The 24180-nt window shown below is 55.5% G+C and carries 19 protein-coding genes, 1 rRNA gene and 1 riboswitch; of the genes, 14 read left to right on the plus strand and 6 right to left on the minus strand.

Translation table 11 applies throughout. The features are described from left to right. The first annotated feature begins 64 nt into the window (after positions 1–64). Entirely contained in the window at positions 65–280 is a 216-nt protein-coding gene (rpmE, locus tag HFD95_RS19535; protein WP_003851227.1) for a 50S ribosomal protein L31, read from the plus strand. Positions 281–359: 79 nt separating this feature from the next. On the opposite strand, the gene metJ is transcribed toward rpmE, so the two are convergent. Further along, a complete protein-coding gene (metJ, locus tag HFD95_RS19540) occupies positions 360–677 on the minus strand; it encodes a met regulon transcriptional regulator MetJ (protein ID WP_009088019.1) in 318 nt (105 codons plus the stop codon). A 273-nt stretch (positions 678–950) separates the two neighbouring features. Between metJ and metB the strand changes: the two genes are divergently transcribed. From metB to metF, 3 genes are all read left to right on the plus strand, one after another. Continuing rightward, complete coding sequence (metB, locus tag HFD95_RS19545; RefSeq protein ID WP_010672067.1) at positions 951–2111, plus strand: cystathionine gamma-synthase; 1161 nt, start codon at positions 951–953, stop codon at positions 2109–2111. 2 nt (positions 2112–2113) lie between these two features. After that, positions 2114–4549: a bifunctional aspartate kinase/homoserine dehydrogenase II gene (locus HFD95_RS19550; RefSeq protein ID WP_010258152.1), complete on the plus strand. Its 2436-nt coding sequence runs from the start codon at positions 2114–2116 to the stop codon at positions 4547–4549. A 202-nt stretch (positions 4550–4751) separates the two neighbouring features. Further along, a complete protein-coding gene (metF, locus tag HFD95_RS19555) occupies positions 4752–5651 on the plus strand; it encodes a methylenetetrahydrofolate reductase (RefSeq protein WP_010258148.1) in 900 nt (299 codons plus the stop codon). Positions 5652–5747: 96 nt separating this feature from the next. Here metF and ppc read toward each other — a convergent pair whose 3' ends face one another. Continuing rightward, positions 5748–8399: a phosphoenolpyruvate carboxylase gene (ppc, locus tag HFD95_RS19560; RefSeq protein ID WP_022624923.1), complete on the minus strand. Its 2652-nt coding sequence runs from the start codon at positions 8397–8399 to the stop codon at positions 5748–5750. A gap of 353 nt (positions 8400–8752) precedes the next feature. Continuing rightward, entirely contained in the window at positions 8753–9901 is a 1149-nt protein-coding gene (gene argE / locus HFD95_RS19565; protein ID WP_033786464.1) for an acetylornithine deacetylase, read from the minus strand. A gap of 167 nt (positions 9902–10068) precedes the next feature. Here argE and argC point away from each other — a divergent pair, with 167 nt between their 5' ends. The 4 genes from argC (at position 10069) to argH (ending at position 14570) form a co-directional block, all read left to right on the plus strand. Next, positions 10069–11073 (plus strand): N-acetyl-gamma-glutamyl-phosphate reductase, encoded by a 1005-nt coding sequence (argC, locus tag HFD95_RS19570; RefSeq protein ID WP_033773135.1) that lies wholly within the window; start codon positions 10069–10071, stop codon positions 11071–11073. A gap of 14 nt (positions 11074–11087) precedes the next feature. Beyond that, positions 11088–11864 (plus strand): acetylglutamate kinase, encoded by a 777-nt coding sequence (argB, locus tag HFD95_RS19575; protein WP_010258140.1) that lies wholly within the window; start codon positions 11088–11090, stop codon positions 11862–11864. 24 nt (positions 11865–11888) lie between these two features. Beyond that, complete coding sequence (locus tag HFD95_RS19580; RefSeq protein ID WP_022624925.1) at positions 11889–13106, plus strand: argininosuccinate synthase; 1218 nt, start codon at positions 11889–11891, stop codon at positions 13104–13106. 90 nt (positions 13107–13196) lie between these two features. Next, positions 13197–14570 (plus strand): argininosuccinate lyase, encoded by a 1374-nt coding sequence (argH, locus tag HFD95_RS19585; protein WP_083070712.1) that lies wholly within the window; start codon positions 13197–13199, stop codon positions 14568–14570. Positions 14571–14688: 118 nt separating this feature from the next. Here the strand turns inward: argH and HFD95_RS19590 are convergent, their stop codons facing one another. Next, positions 14689–15423, minus strand: coding sequence for a glutathione peroxidase (locus tag HFD95_RS19590; RefSeq protein WP_010672060.1), 735 nt, complete (start codon positions 15421–15423; stop codon positions 14689–14691). A gap of 124 nt (positions 15424–15547) precedes the next feature. Here HFD95_RS19590 and oxyR point away from each other — a divergent pair, with 124 nt between their 5' ends. Next, positions 15548–16465 (plus strand): DNA-binding transcriptional regulator OxyR, encoded by a 918-nt coding sequence (gene oxyR, locus HFD95_RS19595; RefSeq protein WP_010258132.1) that lies wholly within the window; start codon positions 15548–15550, stop codon positions 16463–16465. Here the strand turns inward: oxyR and sthA are convergent. Beyond that, a complete protein-coding gene (gene sthA, locus HFD95_RS19600) occupies positions 16448–17848 on the minus strand; it encodes a Si-specific NAD(P)(+) transhydrogenase (protein WP_010258130.1) in 1401 nt (466 codons plus the stop codon). The genes oxyR and sthA overlap by 18 nt on opposite strands. A 192-nt stretch (positions 17849–18040) precedes the next feature. Between sthA and fabR the strand changes: the two genes are divergently transcribed. Continuing rightward, positions 18041–18688, plus strand: a complete 648-nt coding sequence (gene fabR, locus HFD95_RS19605) for an HTH-type transcriptional repressor FabR (protein ID WP_010258128.1) — start codon at positions 18041–18043, stop codon at positions 18686–18688. Between the two features lie 14 nt (positions 18689–18702). Continuing rightward, positions 18703–19056, plus strand: coding sequence for a YijD family membrane protein (locus tag HFD95_RS19610; RefSeq protein ID WP_010258126.1), 354 nt, complete (start codon positions 18703–18705; stop codon positions 19054–19056). A gap of 39 nt (positions 19057–19095) precedes the next feature. Here the strand turns inward: HFD95_RS19610 and trmA are convergent, their stop codons facing one another. Next, positions 19096–20199, minus strand: coding sequence for a tRNA (uridine(54)-C5)-methyltransferase TrmA (gene trmA, locus HFD95_RS19615; RefSeq protein ID WP_167430627.1), 1104 nt, complete (start codon positions 20197–20199; stop codon positions 19096–19098). Between the two features lie 110 nt (positions 20200–20309). Next, positions 20310–20493, plus strand: a riboswitch (cobalamin riboswitch). A gap of 68 nt (positions 20494–20561) precedes the next feature. Here trmA and btuB point away from each other — a divergent pair. The 3 genes from btuB to HFD95_RS19630 form a co-directional block, all read left to right on the plus strand. Beyond that, positions 20562–22439, plus strand: a complete 1878-nt coding sequence (gene btuB / locus HFD95_RS19620) for a TonB-dependent vitamin B12 receptor BtuB (protein ID WP_167430628.1) — start codon at positions 20562–20564, stop codon at positions 22437–22439. Further along, positions 22384–23235: a glutamate racemase gene (murI, locus tag HFD95_RS19625; RefSeq protein WP_033759179.1), complete on the plus strand. Its 852-nt coding sequence runs from the start codon at positions 22384–22386 to the stop codon at positions 23233–23235. Before btuB ends, murI begins: the two co-directional genes overlap by 56 nt. A 394-nt stretch (positions 23236–23629) precedes the next feature. Continuing rightward, positions 23630–24180 (plus strand): 16S ribosomal RNA (locus tag HFD95_RS19630); the annotation flags it as partial.

Genomic DNA, 24180 nt, shown 5'->3' on the forward strand with positions numbered 1-24180 from the left:
CGTGTGGTGCTGTGCAGGTTAAAGCCTGGCACGGAGAGCGACACGGCCTTCAATGAGGTTTCCCATGAAACAAGGTATTCACCCGAAATACGAAGCAGTTACTATCAAATGTACCTGCGGCAACGAGATCCACACCCGTTCAACACTGACTCACGAACTGAACCTGGACGTTTGTGGCAAATGCCACCCGTTCTATACCGGTAAGCAGCGTGAAGTGGCAACTGGTGGCCGTGTTGACCGCTTTAACAAGCGTTTCAGCGTGCCAGGCGCTAAAAAATAAGATTAAAAGGCACCTGAACCTGCGGGTTCGGCGGCAAGAAAAAACCCAGCTTCGGCTGGGTTTTTTTATGGCTGAAAGATCAATACTCCCAGGTATCCGGATCGACACCCATCTGGCGCATGATTGCTTTTGCTTCTTCCGGAATCTCATCACTACGCTCTTTGCGCAGGTCGACGTCATCCGGCAGCGGTTGGCCCGTAAAGGCATGTAAAAAGGCTTCGCAAAGCAGCTCGCTGTTGGTGGCGTGACGCAGGTTGTTCACCTGACGACGGGTACGCTCATCCGTTAAAATCTTCAGCACGCTCAATGGGATTGATACTGTGATCTTCTTGACCTGCTCGCTCTTCTTACCGTGCTCAGCGTACGGGCTGATATATTCGCCGTTCCATTCAGCCATGGGTTACCTTAATTAATAAACGTTAAATGTTAGGAAATCAGCGGATTATGCCTGATTTTTTCCTGCCTGACCCCTGATATGGCGGGTTTTCTTCGCTCACTGCCTCTGTCTGACAGAGGGGAACGCCAGGCGATGACGCATAATTTTAGCGGTTATTGCGGTTTTGCTCAATCTATACGCAAAGACATTTAGATGTCCAGATGTATTGACGTCTAATTAGAGGGTGATATCCTGTGGCCTACATTTTATTCACTCTTCAGGAACAATTCGCTCATGACGCGTAAACCGGCAACCATCGCAGTGCGCAGCGGTTTGAATGATGACGAGCAATATGGCTGCGTTGTCCCGCCAATCCACCTCTCTACCACCTATAACTTCCTGGATTTCAATGAGCCTCGTGCGCATGACTACTCCCGTCGTGGCAACCCCACTCGTGATGTCGTACAGCGTACGCTGGCAGAACTGGAAGGGGGAGCGGGCGCGGTATTAACCAATACCGGGATGTCGGCGATTCACCTGGTCACGACGGTGTTTCTGAAGCCTGGCGATCTGCTGGTCGCGCCACATGACTGTTATGGCGGCAGCTATCGGCTGTTTGACAGCCTGAGCAAGCGCGGCGCCTATCGGGTGAAATTTGTCGATCAGGGTGATCCGGCAGCGCTGCAGGCCGCTCTGGATGAAAACCCAAAACTGGTGCTGATTGAAAGCCCCAGCAATCCGCTGTTGCGCGTGGTAGATATCAGCGCAATTTGCGCCGCTGCGCGTGCTGCGGGTGCCATCAGCGTGGTGGACAATACCTTTATGAGTCCGGCGCTGCAGAATCCTCTGGCGCTGGGTGCGGACCTGGTGATCCACTCCTGTACCAAATACCTCAATGGCCACTCCGATGTCGTGGCGGGCGCGGTCATCGCCAAAGATCCGCAACTCGCTACCGACCTGGCCTGGTGGGCAAATAACATTGGTGTGACAGGAGCAGCGTTTGACAGTTATCTGCTGCTGCGCGGAATCCGTACGCTTTCACCGCGGATTGCAGCCGCACAACGCAACGCACTCGCGATTGTAGAGTATCTGAAGCAGCAGAAACTGGTGAAAAAGTTGTATCATCCTTCGCTGCCGGAAAACGCCGGACACGAACATGCAGTACGTCAGCAGCGCGGCTTTGGCGCCATGCTGAGTTTCGAGGTCGACGGTGATGAGGCGCTGCTGCGTCGCTTCCTGAAAGCACTGCAGCTATTTACGCTGGCGGAATCGCTGGGCGGAGTAGAGAGTCTGATCTCCCATACCGCCACCATGACGCACGCGGGGATGTCGGCAGAAGCACGCGCGGCAGCGGGCATTTCCGATACGCTGCTGCGGGTTTCTGTCGGTATTGAAGATCACGAAGATTTAATTGCCGATCTGGATAATGCATTCCGGGTCGCAGCCGAGGGTTAAGCATGACGATTTCAGCAGGCGCGGGAACGCCGAACATCAGGCAGTTGCATAAGTTTGGCGGCAGCAGCCTGGCCGATGCGCGCTGCTATCAGCGCGTTGCCGGTATTATGGCGGACTACAGCCAGCCGGGCGACCTGATGGTGGTCTCTGCGGCAGGCTCAACCACCAACCAGCTGATTAGCTGGCTGAAGCTGAGCCAGAGCGATCGGCTCTCTGCGCATCAGGTGCAACAGGCCTTACGGCGCTACCAGAGCGAACTGATCAGTGCGCTGCTGCCTGCTGAGGTCGCAGAACCTTTAATCACCGCGTTTATCCGTGATCTGGAAAAGCTGGCCGCACTGCTGGATGCACCGATCACCGATGCGGTCTATGCCGAAGTGGTCGGTCACGGTGAGGTCTGGTCGGCACGCCTGATGTCAGCGGTACTGAGCCAGCGTGACCTTCAGGCCTGCTGGCTGGATGCGCGTGAGTTTCTGCGCGCTGAACGTGCCGCACAACCGCAGGTAGATGAAGGGAAGTCCTGGCCACTGCTACAGACTTTACTGGCGCAGCATCCGCATAAGCGCATCGTGGTGACCGGATTTATCAGCCGCAACGACGCCGGTGAAACCGTCCTGCTTGGCCGTAACGGTTCCGACTATTCTGCCACGCAGATTGGCGCACTGGCGGGTGTCGGGCGGGTGACCATCTGGAGCGATGTGGCGGGTGTCTACAGTGCCGATCCCCGTAAAGTCTCTGATGCCTGTCTGCTGCCGCTGTTAAGGCTGGATGAAGCCAGCGAGCTGGCGCGCCTGGCTGCACCGGTTCTCCACACCCGTACTCTGCAGCCGGTTTCAGGCAGCGATATCGACCTGCAACTGCGCTGCAGTTATCAGCCGGAGCAGGGCTCAACCCGCATTGAGCGCGTGCTGGCCTCCGGGACGGGCGCGCGTATCGTCACCAGCCATGATGATGTTTGCCTGATTGAGATTCAGCTGCCAGAGCAGCATGACTTCGCCATCCTGCACAAAGAGATAGACCTGCTGCTGAAGCGCGCGCAGCTGCGTCCGCTGGCGTTTGGCGTTCATCCCGATCGTCAACTGCTGCAGCTCTGTTACACCGCCGAAGTGGTAAACAGCGCCTTTACGCTGCTACAGGATGCCGGTTTACCGGGCCATCTGCAGCTGCGCGACGGCCTGGCGCTGGTGGCGCTGGTTGGCGCAGGCGTTACGCGCAATCCGCTGCATACCCATCGCTTCTGGCAGCAGTTAAAGGATCAGCCAATTGAGTTCATCTGGCAGTCAGAAGAGCACATCAGCGTGGTCGCAGTGCTGCGCGTCGGCCCGACTCAGCATCTGATTCAGGGATTGCATCAGTCGCTGTTCCGGGCAGAAAAGCGCATCGGTCTGATGCTGTTTGGCAAAGGCAATATCGGTTCACGCTGGCTGGAGCTGTTTGCCCGCGATCAGGAAACGCTGTCAGCGCGTACCGGCTTTGAATTTGTGCTGGCGGGCGTCGCGGACAGCCGTCGCAGCCTGCTGAGCTATGAAGGGCTGGAAGCCAGCCGGGCACTCGCCTTCTTTGATGATGAAGCGGTAGAGCGCGATGAAGAGTCGCTGTTCCTGTGGATGCGTGCTCACCCGTTTGATGACCTGGTGGTGCTGGATGTCACTGCCAGCACACCGCTGGCGCAGCAGTATCTCGACTTCGCCAGTCACGGTTTTCACGTTATCAGCGCCAATAAGGTCGCGGGAGCGTCTGACAGTCAGACCTGGCGCCAGATCCGCGATGCCTTTACCAAAACCGGGCGTCACTGGCTCTATAACGCCACCGTTGGCGCAGGTCTGCCGATCAACTACACGGTGCGCGATCTGCGCGACAGCGGCGATACCATCCTGGCGATCAGCGGGATCTTCTCCGGCACGCTGTCGTGGCTGTTCCTGCAGTTTGATGGCACGGTGCCCTTTACCGAGCTGGTGGATCAGGCCTGGCAGCAGGGTTTAACCGAGCCCGACCCGCGCGCCGATCTCTCGGGTCAGGATGTGATGCGCAAGCTGGTTATCCTGGCGCGTGAGGCAGGCTACAACATCGAGCCGGATCAGGTGCGGGTGGAATCGCTGGTGCCCAGTAACTGTCAGCAGGGATCTGTCGACCACTTCTTTGAAAATGGCGAAGAGCTGAATGAGCAGATGCTGCAACGGCTCGAAGCCGCGCAGGAGATGGACCTGGTGCTGCGTTACGTTGCCCGGTTTGATGCTAACGGCAAGGCGCGCGTAGGTGTTGAAGCGGTGCGTCCGGAACATCCGCTGGCCTCACTGCTGCCGTGCGACAACGTCTTTGCGATTGAGAGCCGCTGGTACCGCGATAATCCGCTGGTGATTCGCGGACCGGGCGCAGGCCGGGATGTCACCGCAGGCGCTATCCAGTCAGATATTAATCGCCTCGCACAACTGCTGTAACTCCTCCTCCTCAGGCGCTTCGGCGCCTGTTTTCAATGCGTTATCGCTCCCCTGTTGAATCGCCTTCATGTTGATTGAAAATTGATCACGACTGTTGACCATTTTTAAGTTGACGGCACAGTCAGATTACGTCATTTTGAACATCTGGACGTCTAAACGTGTAGATGTTCGCAGGCCGATTGTTAATCGATGAGGGTGCAGGATGAGTTTCTTTCATGCCAATCAGCGCGAAGCGCTAAACCAGAGCCTGGCTGAGCTGAACGGGCAAATTAATGTTTCATTTGAGTTCTTCCCGCCTCGTACCAGCGACATGGAAGAGACCCTGTGGACCTCTATCGATCGCCTGAGCAGTCTGAAACCGAAATTCGTTTCTGTGACCTACGGTGCGAACTCAGGTGAGCGTGATCGCACCCATAGCATTATCAAAGGCATCAAAGATCGCACCGGTCTGGAAGCCGCACCCCATCTGACCTGTGTCGATGCCACGCGCGATGAACTGCGCACCATCGCTCAGGATTACTGGAACAACGGCATCCGTCACATTGTGGCGCTGCGCGGCGATCTGCCTCCTGGTAGCGGTAAGCCAGAAATGTACGGCAGCGATCTGGTTTCGCTGCTGAAAGAGGTGGGTGATTTTGATATTTCGGTTGCGGCCTATCCGGAAGTCCATCCCGAAGCGAAAAGCGCCCAGGCCGATCTGATTAACCTGAAGCGAAAAATCGATGCAGGTGCCAACCGGGCTATTACCCAGTTTTTCTTCGACGTTGAAAGTTATCTGCGTTTCCGCGATCGCTGTGTCGCGACCGGCATTGACGTGGAAATTGTGCCGGGCATTCTGCCGGTCTCTAACTTTAAACAGCTGCAACGCTTTGCCACGCTGACCAATGTGCGTGTGCCGGGCTGGATGAGCGCGATGTTCGCCGGTCTGGATGATGATCCGGAAACGCGGAAAATGGTGGGAGCCAATATCGCGATGGATATGGTGAAAATCCTGTCACGCGAAGGGGTGAAGGATTTCCATTTCTACACGCTGAACCGTGCCGAAATGAGTTACGCCATTTGTCACACCCTGGGCGTGCGTCCTGCTGCTGCTGCGGCTTAACCGCTCTGCTTCAGCCAATAAAAAAGTCGGGAGAGTCCCGACTTTTTTTGTTTTTACTGCAGGGCGGCGCTGGCGATCGTCAGCACCTCACCACCATTAACCGGTATTGCGCATGCCTGCCGCGACACCGGCAATGGTCACCATCAGCGCCTGCTCAACGCGGGCATCCGGTTCATCGCCATTCGCTTCCCGCGCGCGCGAACGATGCAGTAGTTCGGCCTGGAGTACGTTGAGCGGATCGGTATAGACGTTACGCAGTGCAATTGACTCGGCAATCCACGGCTGATCGGCCATCAGGTGTGAGTCATTGGCAATGGTCAGTACCGCTTTGATATCCGCATCAAGCTGATCGCGCAGCTGTTTGCCCAGCGGCCAGAGTGATTTCTCGACCAGACGCTGATCGTAATATTCCGCCAGCCACAGGTCCGCTTTTGAGAATACCATCTCCAGCATACCCAGACGGGTAGAGAAGAATGGCCAGTCGCGGCACATCGCTTCCAGCTGATCCTGATGACCGGCGGCCATCGCCTGTTGCAGGGCCGCACCGGCACCCAGCCACGCAGGCAGCATCAGACGGTTCTGCGTCCAGGCGAAAATCCATGGAATCGCACGCAGCGACTCTACGCCGCCGGTAGGTCGGCGCTTGGCGGGACGTGAGCCCAGCGGTAATTTACCCAGCTCCTGCTCCGGCGTCGCTGAGCGGAAATAGGGCACGAAGTCAGCATTTTCACGCACATAACCGCGATACATCGCACAGGAGTCGGCGGAGAGCTGATCCATAATGTCGCGCCATTCGCGTTTTGGCTCCGGCGGCGGCATCAGGTTCGCTTCCAGAATTGCGCCGGTGTAGAGCGACAGGCTGGCGATGGTGACGGCGGGTAAACCATATTTAAAGCGGATCATCTCGCCCTGTTCGGTCACGCGCAGACCGCCGCGCAGGCTGCCTGGTGGTTGCGACAGCAGCGCTGCATGGGCGGGTGCGCCGCCACGGCCAATGCTGCCGCCGCGTCCGTGGAACAGCGTCAGTGAAATCCCGGCCTTCTCACAAGTTTTAATCAGGGCATCCTGTGCCTGATATTGCGCCCAGCTGGCGGCCATCACACCGGCGTCTTTCGCCGAGTCAGAATAGCCAATCATCACCATCTGTTTGCCCTGAATTAAGCCGCGATACCAGTCGATGCTCAGCAGCTGGCTCATTACGTCATTGGCATTATTCAGGTCATCAAGCGTTTCAAACAGCGGTGCAACCGGCATGGCATAGCCGATGCCTGCTTCTTTCAGCAGCAGATGCACGGCCAGCACGTCAGAAGGGGTTTTCGCCATGGAAATAACATAGGCGGCGATAGAACCCTGTGGCGCTTCAGCCGCGACGCGACAGGTCTCCAGCACTTCACGCGTTTCATCGCTGGGCTCCCAGCTGCGAGGCAGCAGCGGACGCTTGGAGTTCAGTTCACGGATCAGGAAGGCCTGCTTGTCCGCTTCGGACCAGCTTTCATAATCGCCGAGGCCCAGATAGCGGGTCACTTCAGCAATCGCTTCGGTGTGACGGGTACTCTCCTGACGCAGATCGATACGCACCAGCGGCACGCCGAAACATTTCACGCGGCGCAGCGTATCAAGCAACTGACCGTTGGCGATAATGCCCATGCCGCACTTTTGCAGTGACTGATAGATGGTAAACAGCGGATCCCACAGCTGATCGTTGGAGACCAGCAGATCGGCCGGGCGCGGCAGACGTTCACCTTTCAGGCGGCGTTCCAGGAATGACTGGGTAGTCATTAACTGGCTGCGCAGGCGTTTCAGGATCATACGATAAGGTTCAAGTGCTTCCGGATCGCCGCTGAGTTCCCGGATCTCTTCAGTGCACTCTGACATCGACAACTCAGAGATCAGTACGCCGATATCGCGCAGGAACAGGTCAGTGGCTTTCCAGCGACTCAGCTGCATAACGTGGCGGGTAATCGCCGCCGTAACGTTAGGGTTACCGTCGCGGTCGCCACCCATCCATGAGGTGAACTGAACCGGCACGAAATCGACCGGCAGCTTAATGCCGAACGCCTCTTCTACCTGCTCGTTCAGCTCACGCAGGAAAGCGGGTACGCCTTCCCACAGGCTGTTTTCCACCACGGCAAAGCCCCATTTGGCTTCGTCGATAGGGGTCGGACGATATTTGCGGATCTCATCGGTGTGCCACGCCTGTGCCACCAGCTGACGCAGACGGCGCATAATCTGGTTACGTTCGTAGTCGGAGACGTCGCTGTGATCGAGCTGTTTCAGGCAGCTGTTAACTTCGACCAGCTTGTGAATCAGCGTACGGCGGGTGATTTCAGTCGGGTGAGCCGTCAGTACCAGTTCCAGCGACAGCGACTCAATGGCCGCAAGGATGTCACTTTCGCTGATATCTTTCTGCTGCTTCAGGGTATCAAAGGTCTTTTTCAGCAGTTCGGGATGGTTCTCACCCTCGCCACTTTGCGAGATGGTCTGATACTGCTCAGCCACGTTGGTGAGGTTCAGAAACTGGCTAAAAGCGCGTGCAACCGGCAGAAGCTCCTCATTGGAGAGGTTCTGCAGCGTATTGAGCAGTTCTTTACGATGAGTGTCATTTCCTGCACGGGATGACTTGGAGAGCTTACGGATGGTTTCCACCTGGTCGAGGATGTTCTCTCCCAGTGCATCCTTAATCGTATCCCCGAGCAGTTTGCCGAGCATACTGACATTACTTCGCATTGCGGAATATTGTTCGTTCATTGGACCCTGACACCCTTATCGTCTTGAAAAACTTCTACACCCGACCTTTCAGGCAGCAGAAAAATCAGCAACGCCATGTTCCCCCTAATCTACAGGGAACCGGCTCCGTTGCCGCCTGTCCACATTCTGAAACGCTCTGGATAATTACCCGGTGGGCATAACATCGTCTTTTATCTAGCCACGTAATGTTGCGTTCGTCAAATGCGTTAAAGTGTGCTGAAGATGTGGCTAAATAACGGAAATTCGTAGAATTTATCGGGAACAAAGCGGGATAAGTTATTCTTATTGCTAAATCCCGCAGAATGAAGGGACATTTTACTGTTAATGCAGTGAAATGCCCCATTTGCTGTTAATCAGTGGCAAAAATGCTGCACAACCTGACTGATAAGCGCCCTTGTCGGCTTAATAAATGCAGTATCAATAAATTCGTCTGGCTGATGTGCCTGCTCAATCGACCCCGGGCCCAGTACCAGCGTTGGGCAGAGCTGCTGAATAAAAGGCGCTTCGGTGCAGTAGTTCACCACCTCAGTGGGTATACCCAGCAATTTCTCGACCACACTAACCAGTTCATGATCTGCCGGACACTCGTAGCCAGGAATCGGCGGATGCAACTCGGCAACCGTGACACGGCCCGGCCAGCGCGCACTGACCGGTGCCAGCGCCTCGTTCAGTAGCCCATCGAGATCGTTCAGCGACAGACCCGGCAGCGGACGGATATCCATATGCAGTTCACAGCAGGCGCAGATACGGTTAGCGGCGTCACCGCCATGAATATGGCCGAAGTTCATGGTGGGATAGGGGATGGCAAAGCCGTCATGGTGATAACGCTGCTGCAGCGTATTGCGCAGTTGCATCAGATGGGTGATCGACTCATGCATCAGTTCAATGGCGTTAACGCCACGTGCGGGATCGCTGGAGTGGCCCGATTTTCCCTCGATACGGATCACATTCGACAGGTGACCTTTGTGCGCACGCACCGGTTTAAGCGATGTTGGTTCACCGATGATGGCGCAGTCGGGACGCAGCTGCGTCGATTCAGAAAAATATTTGGCGCCAGCCATGGTGGTCTCTTCATCGGCCGTAGCGAGGATATAGAGCGGCTTGCTCAGCGTGCTGACATCCACATCGCGCAGCGTATCGAGAATAAAGGCGAAGAAGCCTTTCATGTCTGCCGTGCCCAGGCCATAGAGCTTGTTGTCGTGCTCGGTCAGGGTAAAAGGATCGCGTGTCCAGCGGCCATCGTCAAAAGGAACGGTATCGGTATGACCTGCTAGCAGCAGGCCGCCCGCACCGCTTCCGGTACGCGCCAGCATATTAAATTTATTGCGGGTGCCGGGCACTGGCTGTACTTCAACGCTGAAGCCGAGGTCGCGGAACCAGCCGGCCAGCAAATTGATTAAAGTTTCATTACTCTGATCCAGTGCGGCATCGGTTGCGCTGATCGACGGTGTGGCGATTAACTGGCGGTACAGTTCAATAAAAGGCGGTAATTTTGTCTTCACTGTTGGCGGTCCTTGGGTTAGGATGTATCCATATTCATGCAGTAATAGTGAATAAAAATACATTAACGTCCTCTGCAAGGGAACCTTAAATCACTGCAGATGACAGGGCGGGTAACGGGGCAAGGCCGCGACCCGGAACGTGCGACTGTAAAAAGGGTTACAGCCTGATGTTGAATACGCTGATCGTTGGTGCCAGTGGTTATGCTGGTACAGAGCTTGCCACCTTCCTGAATCGCCATCCACATATCAACATAACCGCTTTGGCGGTTTCGGCGCAAAGCCCTGATGCCGGCAAGCGCCTCTCCGATCTCCATCCGCAGCTGAAAGGTGTGGTGGATTTGCCGCTGCAGCCGCTGAGCAGCGCGGCCGAGTGGGCAGACAAGGTGGATGTGGTGTTCCTGGCGACGGCCCACGAAGTCAGCCACGATCTGGCGCCGGAATTTCTCAAGGCTGGCTGTGTGGTGTTCGACCTGTCGGGTGCGTTCCGCGTGAATGACGCTGATTTTTATACCCGCTTTTATGGCTTCACCCATCAGCATAGCGACTGGCTGGACAAAGCCGTTTACGGCCTTGCCGAATATCAGCATGAGAAAATCCAGCAGGCGCAGCTGGTGGCTGTGCCAGGTTGTTACCCGACCGCTGCGCAGCTGGCGCTGAAGCCCCTGGTGGATGCCGGACTGTTAAACGAGGCGCAGTGGCCGGTAATCAACGCCACCAGCGGCGTGAGCGGTGCCGGACGTAAAGCCAATGTCGGCACCAGCTTCTGCGAAGTGAGCCTGCAGCCTTACGGCCTGTTCAATCATCGTCATCACCCGGAAATCGTCGCGCACCTTGGTACGCCGGTGATCTTCACTCCGCATCTGGGTAACTTCCCGCGCGGTATCCTGGCGACGATTACCTGCCGTCTGAAAGCGGGTGTCAGCCGTGAAGATATCGCCGCAGTTTTCCATCGCGCCTATGACAACAAGCCACTGGTGCGGCTCTACGAACAGGGCGTACCGGCGCTGAAAGCCGTTGTAGGTCTGCCTTACTGCGATATCGGTTTTGAAGTGCAGGGCGAGCATCTGATTGTCGTGGCAGCCGAAGATAATCTGCTGAAAGGCGCGGCATCGCAGGCGGTACAGTGCCTGAACATCCGGTTCGGCTTCCCTGAAACGCAGTCACTGATTTAACGGACAAATATACCATGACCAATCCATTGATTATCAAGCTGGGCGGTGTGTTGTTAGACAGCGAAGAAGCGCTGGCCCGCCTGTTTGAAGCGCTGCTGACCTACCGCAGCGCCCATCAGCGTCCGCTGATTATTGTCCACGGCGGCGGTTGCCTGGTGGATGAACTGATGAAAAAGCTGGCGCTGCCGGTGAAGAAGAAAAATGGCCTGCGTGTCACGCCAGCCGATCAGATCGACATTATTACCGGTGCGCTGGCGGGAACCGCGAATAAAACGCTGCTGGCCTGGGCAAAAAAATCGGGCATTAACGCGGTAGGCCTCTGCTTGGGCGATGCGGGCATCGTGAATGTCACACCGTTTGATGAAGAACTCGGCCACGTTGGCCACGCAATGCCGGGCGATCCGGCATTACTGAACACCCTGCTGGCGGCCGGTTATATGCCGGTGGTGAGCTCAATTGGTATAACTGACAGCGGCGACCTGATGAACGTCAACGCTGACCAGGCGGCGACCGCACTGGCCTCGACGCTGGGCGCTGATCTGGTCCTGTTGTCAGACGTCAGTGGTATTCTCGACGGCAAAGGTCAGCGCATCGAAGAGATGACCGCCGACAAAGCTGAGCAGCTGATTACCCAGGGCATTATTACCGACGGCATGATTGTGAAAGTGCACGCTGCGCTTGATGCAGCGCGTACCCTGGGCCGCCCGGTGGATATTGCCAGCTGGCGTCACGCTGAGCGGCTGCCTGACCTGTTTAACGGCGTGTCGATTGGCACCCGGATTCTCGCTTAACGACTCTGATTCAAGGATTACGAAATGCAAACGCAAAACATCAAAAAAATCGTTCTGGCTTACTCCGGTGGTCTTGATACTTCGGCCATCATTCCATGGCTGAAAGAGAACTACGGCGGCTGTGAAGTCGTCGCTTTTGTCGCAGATATCGGTCAAGAGCGCGGCGATCTGGAAGGTGTAGAGAAGAAAGCCCTGCAGTCCGGCGCATCTGAATGCCACGTGGTTGACCTGCGTGAAGAGTTCATCAGCGACTATGTCTATCCGGTGCTGCAGACTGGCGCCCTCTATGAAGGCACTTATCTGCTGGGCACTTCAATGGCGCGTCCTATCATCGCTAAAGCACAGGTTGAGCTGGCGCTGAAAGTGGGTGCGGATGCGCTGTGTCACGGCGCTACCGGTAAAGGGAATGACCAGGTGCGTTTCGAAACCACCTACACCGCGCTGGCACCGCAGCTGAAAGTGGTGGCTCCGTGGCGTGAATGGAACCTGCGTTCACGTGAAGCGCTGCTGGACTACCTGAAAGAGCGCAACATTCCGACCACCGCGTCACTGGAGAAAATCTACAGCCGCGACGAAAACGCCTGGCACATCTCCACCGAAGGTGGCGTGCTGGAAAGCCCGGCCAATGCACCGAATAAAGATTGCTGGGTCTGGACTGTCGATCCGCTGGAAGCGCCTGACCAGCCTGAAGAAGTGACCGTGACCGTGGAAAAAGGTCGGGTCGTGGCGGTTAACGGTGAAAAACTGAGTCCGTTCCAGTGCCTGGAAAAACTTAACGTGCTGGGCGCAAAACATGGCGTCGGCCGTATCGATATCGTTGAAAACCGTCTGGTAGGGATTAAATCGCGCGGCTGCTACGAAACCCCTGGCGGCACCATCATGGTCAATGCGCTGCGTGCGGTTGAGCAGCTGGTGCTGGATCGCGATAGCTTCAAATGGCGTGAGCAGCTCGGCCACGAGATGTCCTATGTGGTTTATGACGGCCGCTGGTTCGCCCCGCTGCGTAAGTCGATTCAGGCCGCTGCCGAATCGCTGGCGGAAGAGGTTAACGGTGAAGTGGTACTGCAGCTCTACAAAGGCCAGGCGACAGCCACCCAGAAGCGTTCCGCGAACAGCCTCTACTCGGAAGAGTTCGCCACCTTTGGTGAAGATGAAGTGTACGATCACCGTCATGCGGGCGGCTTTATCCGTCTGTTCTCGCTCTCTTCGCGTATCCGCGCCCTGAACGAGCAGAAGAAGTAATTTTCAGGCGAGGTGCGCCTCGCCTCACAGTTTCATTTCAGGGGCGGCATTTATGCCGCCCCTTGTTTAACGATTCAGAGGAGTTTTCACATGGCACTTTGGGGTGGACGGTTTACTCAGGCAGCGGATCAACGTTTTAAACAGTTCAATGACTCGCTGCGCTTCGATTACCGCCTGGCAGAGCAGGACATTATTGGCTCTGTTGCCTGGTCCAAAGCGCTGGTGACGGTAAATGTCCTGACTCAGGATGAGCAGCAGCAGCTGGAAGCGGCCCTGAATACGTTACTGGATGAAGTCCGTGAGGATCCTGAGCAGATTCTGCAGAGCGACGCCGAAGATATCCACAGCTGGGTTGAAGGCCAGCTGATCGACAAGGTGGGCGCGCTGGGCAAAAAACTGCACACCGGACGTAGCCGTAACGATCAGGTCGCGACCGATCTTAAGCTGTGGTGCAAGGTGCAGATTGAGGCGCTGCTGGGTGCCACCCGTGATCTGCAGCAGGCGCTGGTGGTCACCGCTGAAGCCAATCAGGATGCGGTGATGCCGGGCTACACGCATCTGCAGCGTGCGCAGCCGGTGACGTTTGCGCACTGGTGCCTGGCCTACGTTGAAATGCTGGCGCGTGACGAGAGCCGTCTGCAGGATACGCTGAAGCGGCTCGATGTCAGCCCGCTGGGCTGTGGCGCACTGGCCGGTACCGCGTATGAGATCGATCGTCAGCAGCTGGCAGGCTGGCTGGGCTTTGCTTCTGCCACGCGCAACAGTCTGGATACCGTATCAGACCGCGATCACGTGCTGGAGCTGCTTTCTGACGCTGCCATCGGCATGGTGCATCTGTCGCGCTTCGCCGAAGATATGATCTTCTTCAACACCGGTGAAGCGGGCTTTATCGAACTGTCAGATAAAGTGACCTCCGGCTCATCGCTGATGCCGCAGAAGAAAAACCCGGATGCGCTGGAGCTGATTCGCGGCAAGTGTGGCCGGGTGCAGGGCGCGCTGACCGGCATGATGATGACGCTGAAAGGTCTGCCGCTGGCATACAACAAAGATATGCAGGAAGACAAAGAGGGGCTGTTTGACGCGCTCGACACCTGGCTCGACTGTCTGCATATGTCAGTTCTGGTGCTGGATGGCCTGCAGGTTAAACGTCCGCGCTGCCAGGAAGCGGCTGAACAGGGTTACGCAAACTCCACTGAACTGGCTGACTATCTGGTCGCCAAAGGCGTGCCGTTCCGTGAAGCTCACCATATCGTTGGCGAAGTGGTGGTTGCCGCTATCGGTCAGGGTGTGGCGCTGGAAGCGCTGTCGCTGGCACAGCTGCAGGAGTTCAGTGCGGTGATTGGCGAGGATGTCTATCCGATTCTGGCGCTGCAGTCCTGTCTGGATAAGCGTAATGCACAGGGCGGCGTCTCGCCACAGCAGGTTGCGCGTGCCATCGGTGACGCAAAGCAGCGTCTGGCGTAATTAACAGGCAAAAAAAAGCGGGCACATTAAATGCCCGCCAACCTCTAGCTTCAGAATTACTCATTTTTATAGGCACATCATCAAAGCGCCTGCTCTCCCGGCCGACGCTCAGATTCTCTTACGCTGACAGCAAATATTGCTGCAGATCCTCACTGCCGCCAATGTGACGACCTCCCATGAAGATCTGCGGTACCGTCGCCCGGCCTGAAACGGCGCGCAGACTCACGGTTGTTGCATCCTGTCCCAGCACGATCTCTTCGTACTGAATACCATGATCCATCAGCATCTGTTTTGCCTGGGTGCAGAAGGTGCAGCCAGGTTTAGTGAAGATTGAGACCGACTCCTGAGCTTTACACTCGGGCGCCAGATAGCGCAGCATGGTGTCGGCATCAGAGACCTCAAATGGGTCGCCCGGCTTGTTGGGCTCAACAAACATTTTCTCTACCACGCCGTTACGCACCAGCATCGAGTAGCGCCATGAACGTGGGCCAAAGCCGAGATCGGCTTTCTCAACCAGCATCTCCATGCCGCGGGTAAACTCGCCGTTGCCATCAGGGATAAAGGTAATGTTGTCTGCACGCTGTTCTGCTTTCCAGGCGTTCATCACAAACGTGTCATTCACCGAGACGCACAGAATGCTGTCCACACCCTGCTGGGCAAACAGACCCGCTAATTCGTTGTAACGCGGCAGATGGCTGGAGGAGCAGGTCGGTGTGAATGCGCCCGGCAGTGAAAAAACGATGACCGTTTTGTCTTTAAACAGCGCTTCAGTGGTGACATCGACCCAGCGATCGCCCTGACGTGTGTGAAAAGTCACTGACGGAATAGCTTTACCTTCCTGACTTGCAAACATTTTTTTCTCCTGACATACCGCGTTCCATTTGATGTGCGCATTATTCCCAACCACCCTTGATAGGGCCAATCGTTCATTGCTATTCTATCTATCGCCACGGTCTATCGTGGCTTGGAGGGTAATAATGAATATTCGTGATCTTGAATATCTGGTTTCGCTTGCTGAACACCGTCATTTCCGCCGTGCTGCGGATGCGTGTCATGTCAGTCAGCCGACGTTAAGCGGGCAGATCCGTAAGCTGGAAGATGAGCTGGGTGTGATGCTGCTGGAGCGCACCAGCCGTAAAGTGCTGTTCACCCAGGCAGGTTTGCTGCTGGTGGATCAGGCGCGTACGGTGCTGCGTGAAGTGAAAGTGCTGAAAGAGATGGCCAGTCAGCAAGGGGAAGCGATGTCAGGTCCGCTACATATCGGCCTCATCCCGACTACCGCGCCCTACTTATTGCCACAGATTATCCCGACGCTGCACCAGACATTCCCGAAACTGGAGATGTATCTGCACGAAGCGCAGACGCAGCAACTGCTGGCACAGCTCGATAGCGGCAAGCTGGACTGCGCGATTATCGCGCTGGTCAAAGAGAGCCAGGCCTTTATCGAAGTGCCGTTGTTTGATGAGCCGATGAAGCTGGCAGTCTATGCCGATCATCCCTGGTGCGATCGCGACCGGGTGCCTATGTCCGATCTGGCAGGCGAGAAATTGCTTATGCTGGAAGATGGGCACTGTCTGCGTGACCAGGCGATGGGGTTCTGCTTTGAGGCGGGCGCCGATGAAGATACCCATTTCCGTGCGACCAGTCTTGAGACGCTGCGCAATATGGTGGCGGCAGGCAGCGGGATTACGCTGTTACCGGCGCTGGCAGTCCCACCGGAGCGTATCCGAGATGGCGTCTGCTATCTCACCTGCTACAAACCGGTGCCACAGCGTACAATTGCGCTGGTCTATCGTCCGGGTTCACCTCTGCGCAGCCGTTATGAACAGCTGGCAGAGGCGATTAAAACCCACATGCAGCACTATTTCGACGCCGCGTTAAAACAGGCGGTTTAAGCCGTTTAACGCCGCAACGCGATAGGCTTCGGCCATGGTCGGATAGTTAAAGGTGGTATTCACGAAGTACTCAATCGTGTTGCCACCGTTTTTCTGCTCCATGATCGCCTGACCGATATGAATAATCTCGGCGGCACGTTCACCAAAGCAGTGAATTCCCAGAATCTCTTTGGTTTCCCGATGGAACAGAATCTTCAGGCTGCCAACGTTCATGCCAACGATCTGCGCTCGCGCCAGATGTTTGAACTGCGCGCGGCCTACTTCGTAAGGCACCTTCATTGCCGTCAGCTGCTGCTCGGTTTTACCCACGGAGCTGATTTCCGGAATGGTGTAAATCCCGGTTGGGATATCTTCAATCAGGTGCGCTGACGCTTCCCCTTTGATAATCGCCTGAGCGGCAATACGGCCCTGATCGTAGGCGGCTGAGGCCAGGCTTGGATAGCCAATCACGTCACCAACGGCATAAATGTGCGGCTGAGCCGTCTGATACATGCTGTTCACTTTCAGCAGGCCACGACCATCCGCTTCCAGACCCACATTTTCCAGCGACAGCGAATCGGTGTTGCCGGTACGGCCGTTGGCGTAAAGCAAGCAGTCGGCTTTTACTTTCTTACCCGACTTCAGATGCATGATGACGCCATCTTCCACCCCTTCGATCTTCTCAAACTCTTCGTTGTGACGAATCACCACGCCGCTGTTCCAGAAGTGGTAAGAGAGAGAGTCAGACATCTCCTGATCAAGAAACGCCAGCAGGCGATCGCGGGTGTTAATCAGGTCAACTTTGACGTTCAGTCCACGGAAAATCGACGCATATTCACAGCCAATCACGCCCGCGCCATAAATTATGACGTGGCCTGGTTCGTGGTGCAGATTGAGAATAGAGTCGGAGTCATAAACGCGTGGATGGGTAAAGTCGACATTGTCAGGATGGTAAGGTCGTGAACCACAGGCGATAACAAACTTCTCTGCCGTCAGCGTCTCACGCGTGCCATCCGGTTGCTCAATCTCAATGGTATTGGCATCAACGAAATGCGCATCGCCCTGATAAAGTTCACAACGGTTACGCTCGTAGAAGCCCTGACGCATGGCTGTCTGCTGGCTGATCACGTTTTCAGTGTGATTGAGAATGTCGGCAAAAGAGGAGCGAAGCAGTCGGGTATGATCGCTGTAGAGCGGATTTTGGTTGAATTCAATAATGCGACTGACGGCGTGGCGAAGGGCTTTAGAAGGGATGGTGCCCCAGTGCGTACAACCGCCGCCGATGTTGTGGTAGCGTTCGATCACGGCGATGCGCGCTCCCTGTTTTACCAGCCCCATCGCCGCCCCTTCACCGCCGGGCCCTGAGCCAATCACAATGGCATCGTAATCGTAAGACTTTTGCATACCGATACGTCCTATTATTTATACATTTTTACAACGAGATTCTAACATCTCGTCGCGCACTTCTGAATTCTATCAGCGATTTTCATCACATTTTGACAAAGAGTGAGGTTCACAGGCGGTGACAAAGATTGCCAATCTGTACGCTGAAAATTTTGTTATAGTGCCTGCTTAACACCGCTAAAGGCAGAGAGAATGGGCGTCAGAGCGCAACAAAAAGAACGTACACGACGTACACTGATTGAAGCCGCCTTCAGTCAGCTCAGCGCCGAGCGCAGTTTTGCCAGTCTGAGTTTGCGGGAGGTTGCCCGTGAAGCAGGGATTGCACCTACCTCCTTTTATCGTCATTTCAAGGATGTTGATGAGCTTGGCCTGACGATGGTAGATGAAAGTGGGCTGATGTTGCGACAGCTGATGCGCCAGGCGCGCCAGCGTATTGCCAAAGGCGGCAGCATCATTAAAACGTCGGTGTCGACCTTTATGGAGTTTATCGGCAACAATCCCAACGCTTTCCGCCTGTTACTGCGTGAACGTTCCGGCACCTCTGCCGCTTTTCGTGCCGCCGTGGCGCGTGAAATTCAGCACTTTATCGCTGAACTGGCCGATTATCTTGAGGTCGAAAATCGCATGCCGCGCAGTTTTACCGAAGCGCAGGCTGAAGCGATGGTGACCATTGTTTTCAGCGCCGGTGCAGAAGCACTGGATGTTGATGCTGAGCAGCGACGTAAGCTTGAGGATCGGCTGGTGTTACAGCTGCGTATGATCGCCAAAGGCGCTTATTACTGGTACCGCCGGGAGCAAGAGCGACTGGCGGCCACCCTGGAAAAACCCGAAGAGCAATGAGTAAGGATCAGTCCATGACCCACCCAGGTACTCGCGATAAAAGCACACTGGTACTGGCTTTTATTACCGGCTTAGCAATTAACGGCTCGTTTTCTGTGCTGTTCAGCGCCTTTGTTCCATTTTCGATTTTTCCGCTGATTGCGCTGGGTCTGGCAGCCTGGTGTCTGCATCAGCGTTACCTCAACACCAATATGCCGGACGGCATGCCAGGACTGGCAGCGGCGTTTTTCCTGTTGGGGATTCTGGTTTATAGCGCGCTGGTGCGGGCAGAATACCCGGATATTGGCTCCAACTTCGTTCCCACCGTTCTGATGGTAGCGCTGGTGTTCTGGATTGCGACGCGTTTTAAGCGCAAGCGTAATCAGTAGTGATAAAAAAAACGGGAACCTCAGGGTTCCCGTTTTTGTTTACGCTTTACGTGTCAGCAGGACACCGCATTCCATATGGTGGGTATAGGGGAACTGATCAAACAGCGCCAGCCGCGTCACATCGTGCGTTTCCGCCAGCGTCTGCAGATTGTCGCTGAGGGTCTGCGGATTGCAGGAGATATAAAGGATGCGCGGATACGCCTGCACCATTTTCACCGTCTCTTCATCCAGTCCGCTGCGCGGCGGATCGACAAAAATCGTCTCGCATTCGTAGCTGGTCAGGTCAATTCCTTCCAGACGATTAAAGCTGCGCACGCCATTCATCGCCTGGGTAAACTCTTCCGCCGCCATACGAATGATCTGCACGTTATCAATCTGGTTCACGGCAATATTGTATTGTGCTGACGCAACAGAGGGCTTGGCGATCTCAGTCGCCAGAACGCGGCGGAAATTGCGTGCCAGCGCCAGCGAGAAGTTGCCATTACCGCAGTAGAGTTCCAGCAGGTCGCCCTGTGAATCCTGCGTCACATCCAGCGCCCACTCCAGCATCTGAATATTCATCGCCGCATTAGGCTGGGTAAAACTGTTTTCGACCTGACGATAGATAATCTCGCGACCCGCTACCGACAGACACTCATCAACGTAGTCGCGATCCAGACAGATTTTGGTTTTGGTGGCGCGTCCAATCAGCTGCACATCCAGCCCTTCCGCGCGAAGCTGGTCACGCAGCGCCACGGCTGCCTGCTGCCACTCATCATCCAGTTTGCGGTGATAGAGCAGCGAAATCACAATCTGATTGCTCAGGGTCGACAGATAGTCGATCTGGAACAGTTTATGACGCAGGGTACGGTTATCACGGATCGCGGCGATCATCTTTGGCATCAGCTGATTGATCAGCTGGCTGGCCGCCGGGAACTGATCAACACGGATCCGCTCGCGTGTCTGCTGATCAAAGATGATGTGATAGATATCATCGCCGTCGTGCCACAGGCGGAATTCGGCGCGCATCCGATAGTGGCTGACCGGTGAACGGAACACCTCCACGTCGGGCGCAGCAAACGGTGTCATCATCGTCTCTAAACGACTGACTTTTTCCGCCAGCTGTGCGTCATAGTCTTCAATGGGGAGATGTTCGGGTGTCATGAGCAATCCTGATTAATAGCTTACCAGCGGGCGATTGTAGGCATTCACTTGCTGATGTCCAGTCCCGCAGCGAGAAGATGTTTGGCAGTCTGGACTTCCGTATCTCCACTCCGTAGACTGCAGACGCCGGCCTCAAGCCCGAGTTAATAGGGAATCCAGTGTGAATCTGGAGCTGACGCGCAGCGGTAAGGAATGTCGTGATGAGTGCAATTGCAGACACTGTCCTGTGGGATGGGAAGTCATCATCACTTATGGTTCCCAGCCCGAAGACCTGCCGGTGTAACGTCGCTACTCGTACAATCATCGCGTGCTATTGATTGTCGGCCTGCGGCATCCTGCTTCGTCTTATGGATGCGATAAAAATGACAAAAAAAACTGCTTCGCTGTTCGCTCTGAGCGCAACGGCGATTTCTCTCTGGGCGCAATACGGTTTTGCTCAGGGGAATGATGATACGCAAATAGTCACCGCCAACCGTTTTGCTGAACCTGTTTCAGGTGTGCTGGCACCCACCACCGTTGTCACACATGATGAGATTGATCGCTGGCAGGCCAAAAGCCTGACGGATGTGATGCGCCGCCTGCCGGGTGTCGATGTCGCGCAAAGTGGCGGGTTAGGGCAGCAGAGTTCGCTGTTTATTCGGGGCACCGAATCGAGACATGTACTGATCCTGATTGATGGTATCCGGCTTAATCAGGCGGGCATCACCGGTTCGTCTGACCTCAGCCAGATCCCGCTGTCACTGGTGCAGCGCATCGAATATATTCGCGGTGCGCGTTCTGCAGTCTACGGTTCCGATGCGATTGGCGGCGTGGTGAATATCATTACGGGCCGATCGCAACCCGGCACCACGCTGACGGCGGGCGTCGGGTCCAACGGCTATCAATCCTACGACGGCTCAACCCAGCAGATGCTGGGCGATGCGACAAAGCTCACCCTGGCAGGCAACTACACCTATACCAAAGGGTATGATGTGGTGGCGGGTTATCCCAATGACTTTAGCCCGGCGCAGCACGATCGCGACGGCTTCATGAGCAAAACCCTGTATGGCAACCTTGAGCATCAGTTCAGCGATGAGCTCAGTGGTTTTGTGCGCGGCTACGGGTTTGATAACCGCACCGCCTACGACGGTTCATATACCTACGATAATAATTTCAATATTATTGGGCTGGCGGATACCCGCCAGCTCTACAGCCAGACCTGGGACACCGGGTTACGCTTCAATCGTGACTTCTACTCTACCCAGCTCATCGCCAGTTATGGCCATACCAAAGACATCAACTACGATCCGCGCAATGGTCGCTACGGTGCCGCGTCCACCTTTGATGATGTCACCCAGTACAATCTGCAGTGGGGCAACACCGTGCAGGTGGGGCAGGGGGCGATCAGCGCGGGTGTCGACTGGCAGAAAGAGACGACCGAGCCGGGCACGAACTATTTGTCAGATGGCTATGAGCAGCGTAATACCGGTCTCTACCTGACCGGCCAGCAGCAGTTTGGCAGCGTCACCCTTGAAGGTGCGGTACGCGGTGACGACAACAATCAGTTTGGCTGGCATAACACCTGGCAGACGGCGGCCTCATGGGAGTTTATCTCCGGCTACCGCGCGTTCGCCTCTTATGGCACCGCTTTTAAAGCACCTAATCTGTCGCAGGTTTACAGCCCGTTTTATGGCAATCGCGACCTCGATCCTGAAAAAAGTAAGCAGTGGGAAGGCGGTTTTGAAGGGCTGAGCGGACCGGTGAACTGGCGTGTGTCGGGCTATCGCAACGACATCGATAATCTGATTGATAATGATCCGGCGACTTTCCGTTACTACAACATTAAGCAGGCTCGCATTAAAGGCGTTGAAGCGACCGCAGGATTCGACACCGGGCCGCTGGCGCATCAGCTCTCTTATGATTATGTCGACGCGCGGGATGGCAGCACCGATCAGCCGCTCGTACGCCGGGCTAAGCAGCAGGTGAAATACCAGCTCGACTGGACGCTGTATGAGTTTGACTGGTCAGTCACCTACCATTATCTGGGTGACCGTTATGATACGGACTTTAACAGCTCTCCCAGCCGTCGCGTGAAGTTAGGGGGCGTCAGCCTGTGGGATCTCGCCGTCTCATATCCTGTCACTTCACAACTCACGGTTCGTGGTAGAATTGCCAACCTGTTCGATAAAGATTACGAGACAGTGTATGGCTATCAGACACCAGGACGAGAGTATTACCTCAGCGGCAGCTACAACTTCTGATTTGCGTCCCACCGTGCTGGTGTTTGATTCCGGCGTCGGTGGGCTTTCTGTCTATGATGAGGTCCGTCAGCTGTTGCCGGATCTTCATTATCTTTACGCCTTCGATAACGCTGGCTTCCCTTACGGTGAGAAAAGCGAGACTTTCATTGTGGATCGGGTGGTCGCTATCGTTGAGGCCATTACCCGCAGCTATCCTCTCTCGTTAGTGATCATCGCCTGTAATACGGCCAGCACCGTTTCATTGCCCGCTTTACGTGAACGTTTTGCCTTTCCTGTCGTGGGGGTGGTTCCGGCGATTAAACCGGCCGCGCGCCTGACGCGAAATGGTGTAGTGGGCTTGCTGGCGACGCGTGCCACGGTGCGCCGTCCTTATACCCATGAGCTGGTGTCGCAGTTTGCCGGTTCCTGCAAGATAGAGATGCTGGGATCAGCGGAGCTGGTTGAACTGGCAGAAGCGAAGCTCCATGGTGCGGAGGTGGCTCTGGATGAAGTGCGCCGTATTGTTCAGCCGTGGCTGCGGATGGCGGAGCCACCGGATACGGTCGTTTTAGGCTGTACGCACTTTCCTTTACTGCGCGAAGAGTTGCAGCAGGTGTTACCGGAAGGGACGCGTCTGATTGATTCCGGTGCGGCAATTGCACGACGCACAGCCTGGCTGCTGGAGCATGAAGCACCTGAAGTGCATTCATCGCAGCAGAACGTTGCATTTTGTACGGAGCTGGATGGCGAAGCGGTACAATTATCACCCGTTTTACGGCGTTATGGCTTCCCGTTGCTGGAAAAACTGGCGCTTTAGCGGCTTTTAGCTGAAAAAATCAGCACTCGGAATTTTATTTGAAATTAGCACTTGTCACCCTCCGAGAACTCCCTATAATGCGCCTCCACTGACACGGCACAACGGCTTACGAAGCGCCGGGTTGAGTAGGTTCGAAATCATACGAACCAGTGAGTTAAGCGAAAATAAATGCTTGACTGACAATGCGGAAAGCGTAATATACGCAGCCCGCGCCGCAGTAAATCGCGGTATGCTCTTTAACAATTTATCAGACAATCTGTGTGGGCACTCGCAGGATTGATATCAGCGTCTCCGGACGTAAAAAATATCAAGCCTCACGAGTGAACACATAATGAAATTCATTATGACGTTTTACAGATGAGCACCGCTTAACTTGTTTAAGCAAATCAAACTTAAATTGAAGAGTTTGATCATGGCTCAGATTGAACGCTGGCGGCAGGCCTAACACATGCAAGTCGGACGGTAGCACAGAGGAGCTTGCTCCTTGGGTGACGAGTGGCGGACGGGTGAGTAATGTCTGGGGATCTGCCCGATAGAGGGGGATAACCACTGGAAACGGTGGCTAATACCGCATAACGTCGCAAGACCAAAGAGGGGGACCTTCGGGCCTCTCACTATCGGATGAACCCAGATGGGATTAGCTAGTAGGCGGGGTAATGGCCCACCTAGGCGACGATCCCTAGCTGGTCTGAGAGGATGACCAGCCACACTGGAACTGAGACACGGTCCAGACTCCTACGGGAGGCAGCAGTGGGGAATATTGCACAATGGGCGCAAGCCTGATGCAGCCATGCCGCGTGTATGAAGAAGGCCTTCGGGTTGTAAAGTACTTTCAGCGGGGAGGAAGGCGATGCGGTTAATAACCGCGTCGATTGACGTTACCCGCAGAAGAAGCACCGGCTAACTCCGTGCCAGCAGCCGCGGTAATACGGAGGGTGCAAGCGT

The organism is Pantoea sp. EKM10T (genome assembly GCF_011800685.1).
GTDB lineage: Bacteria > Pseudomonadota > Gammaproteobacteria > Enterobacterales > Enterobacteriaceae > Pantoea > Pantoea agglomerans.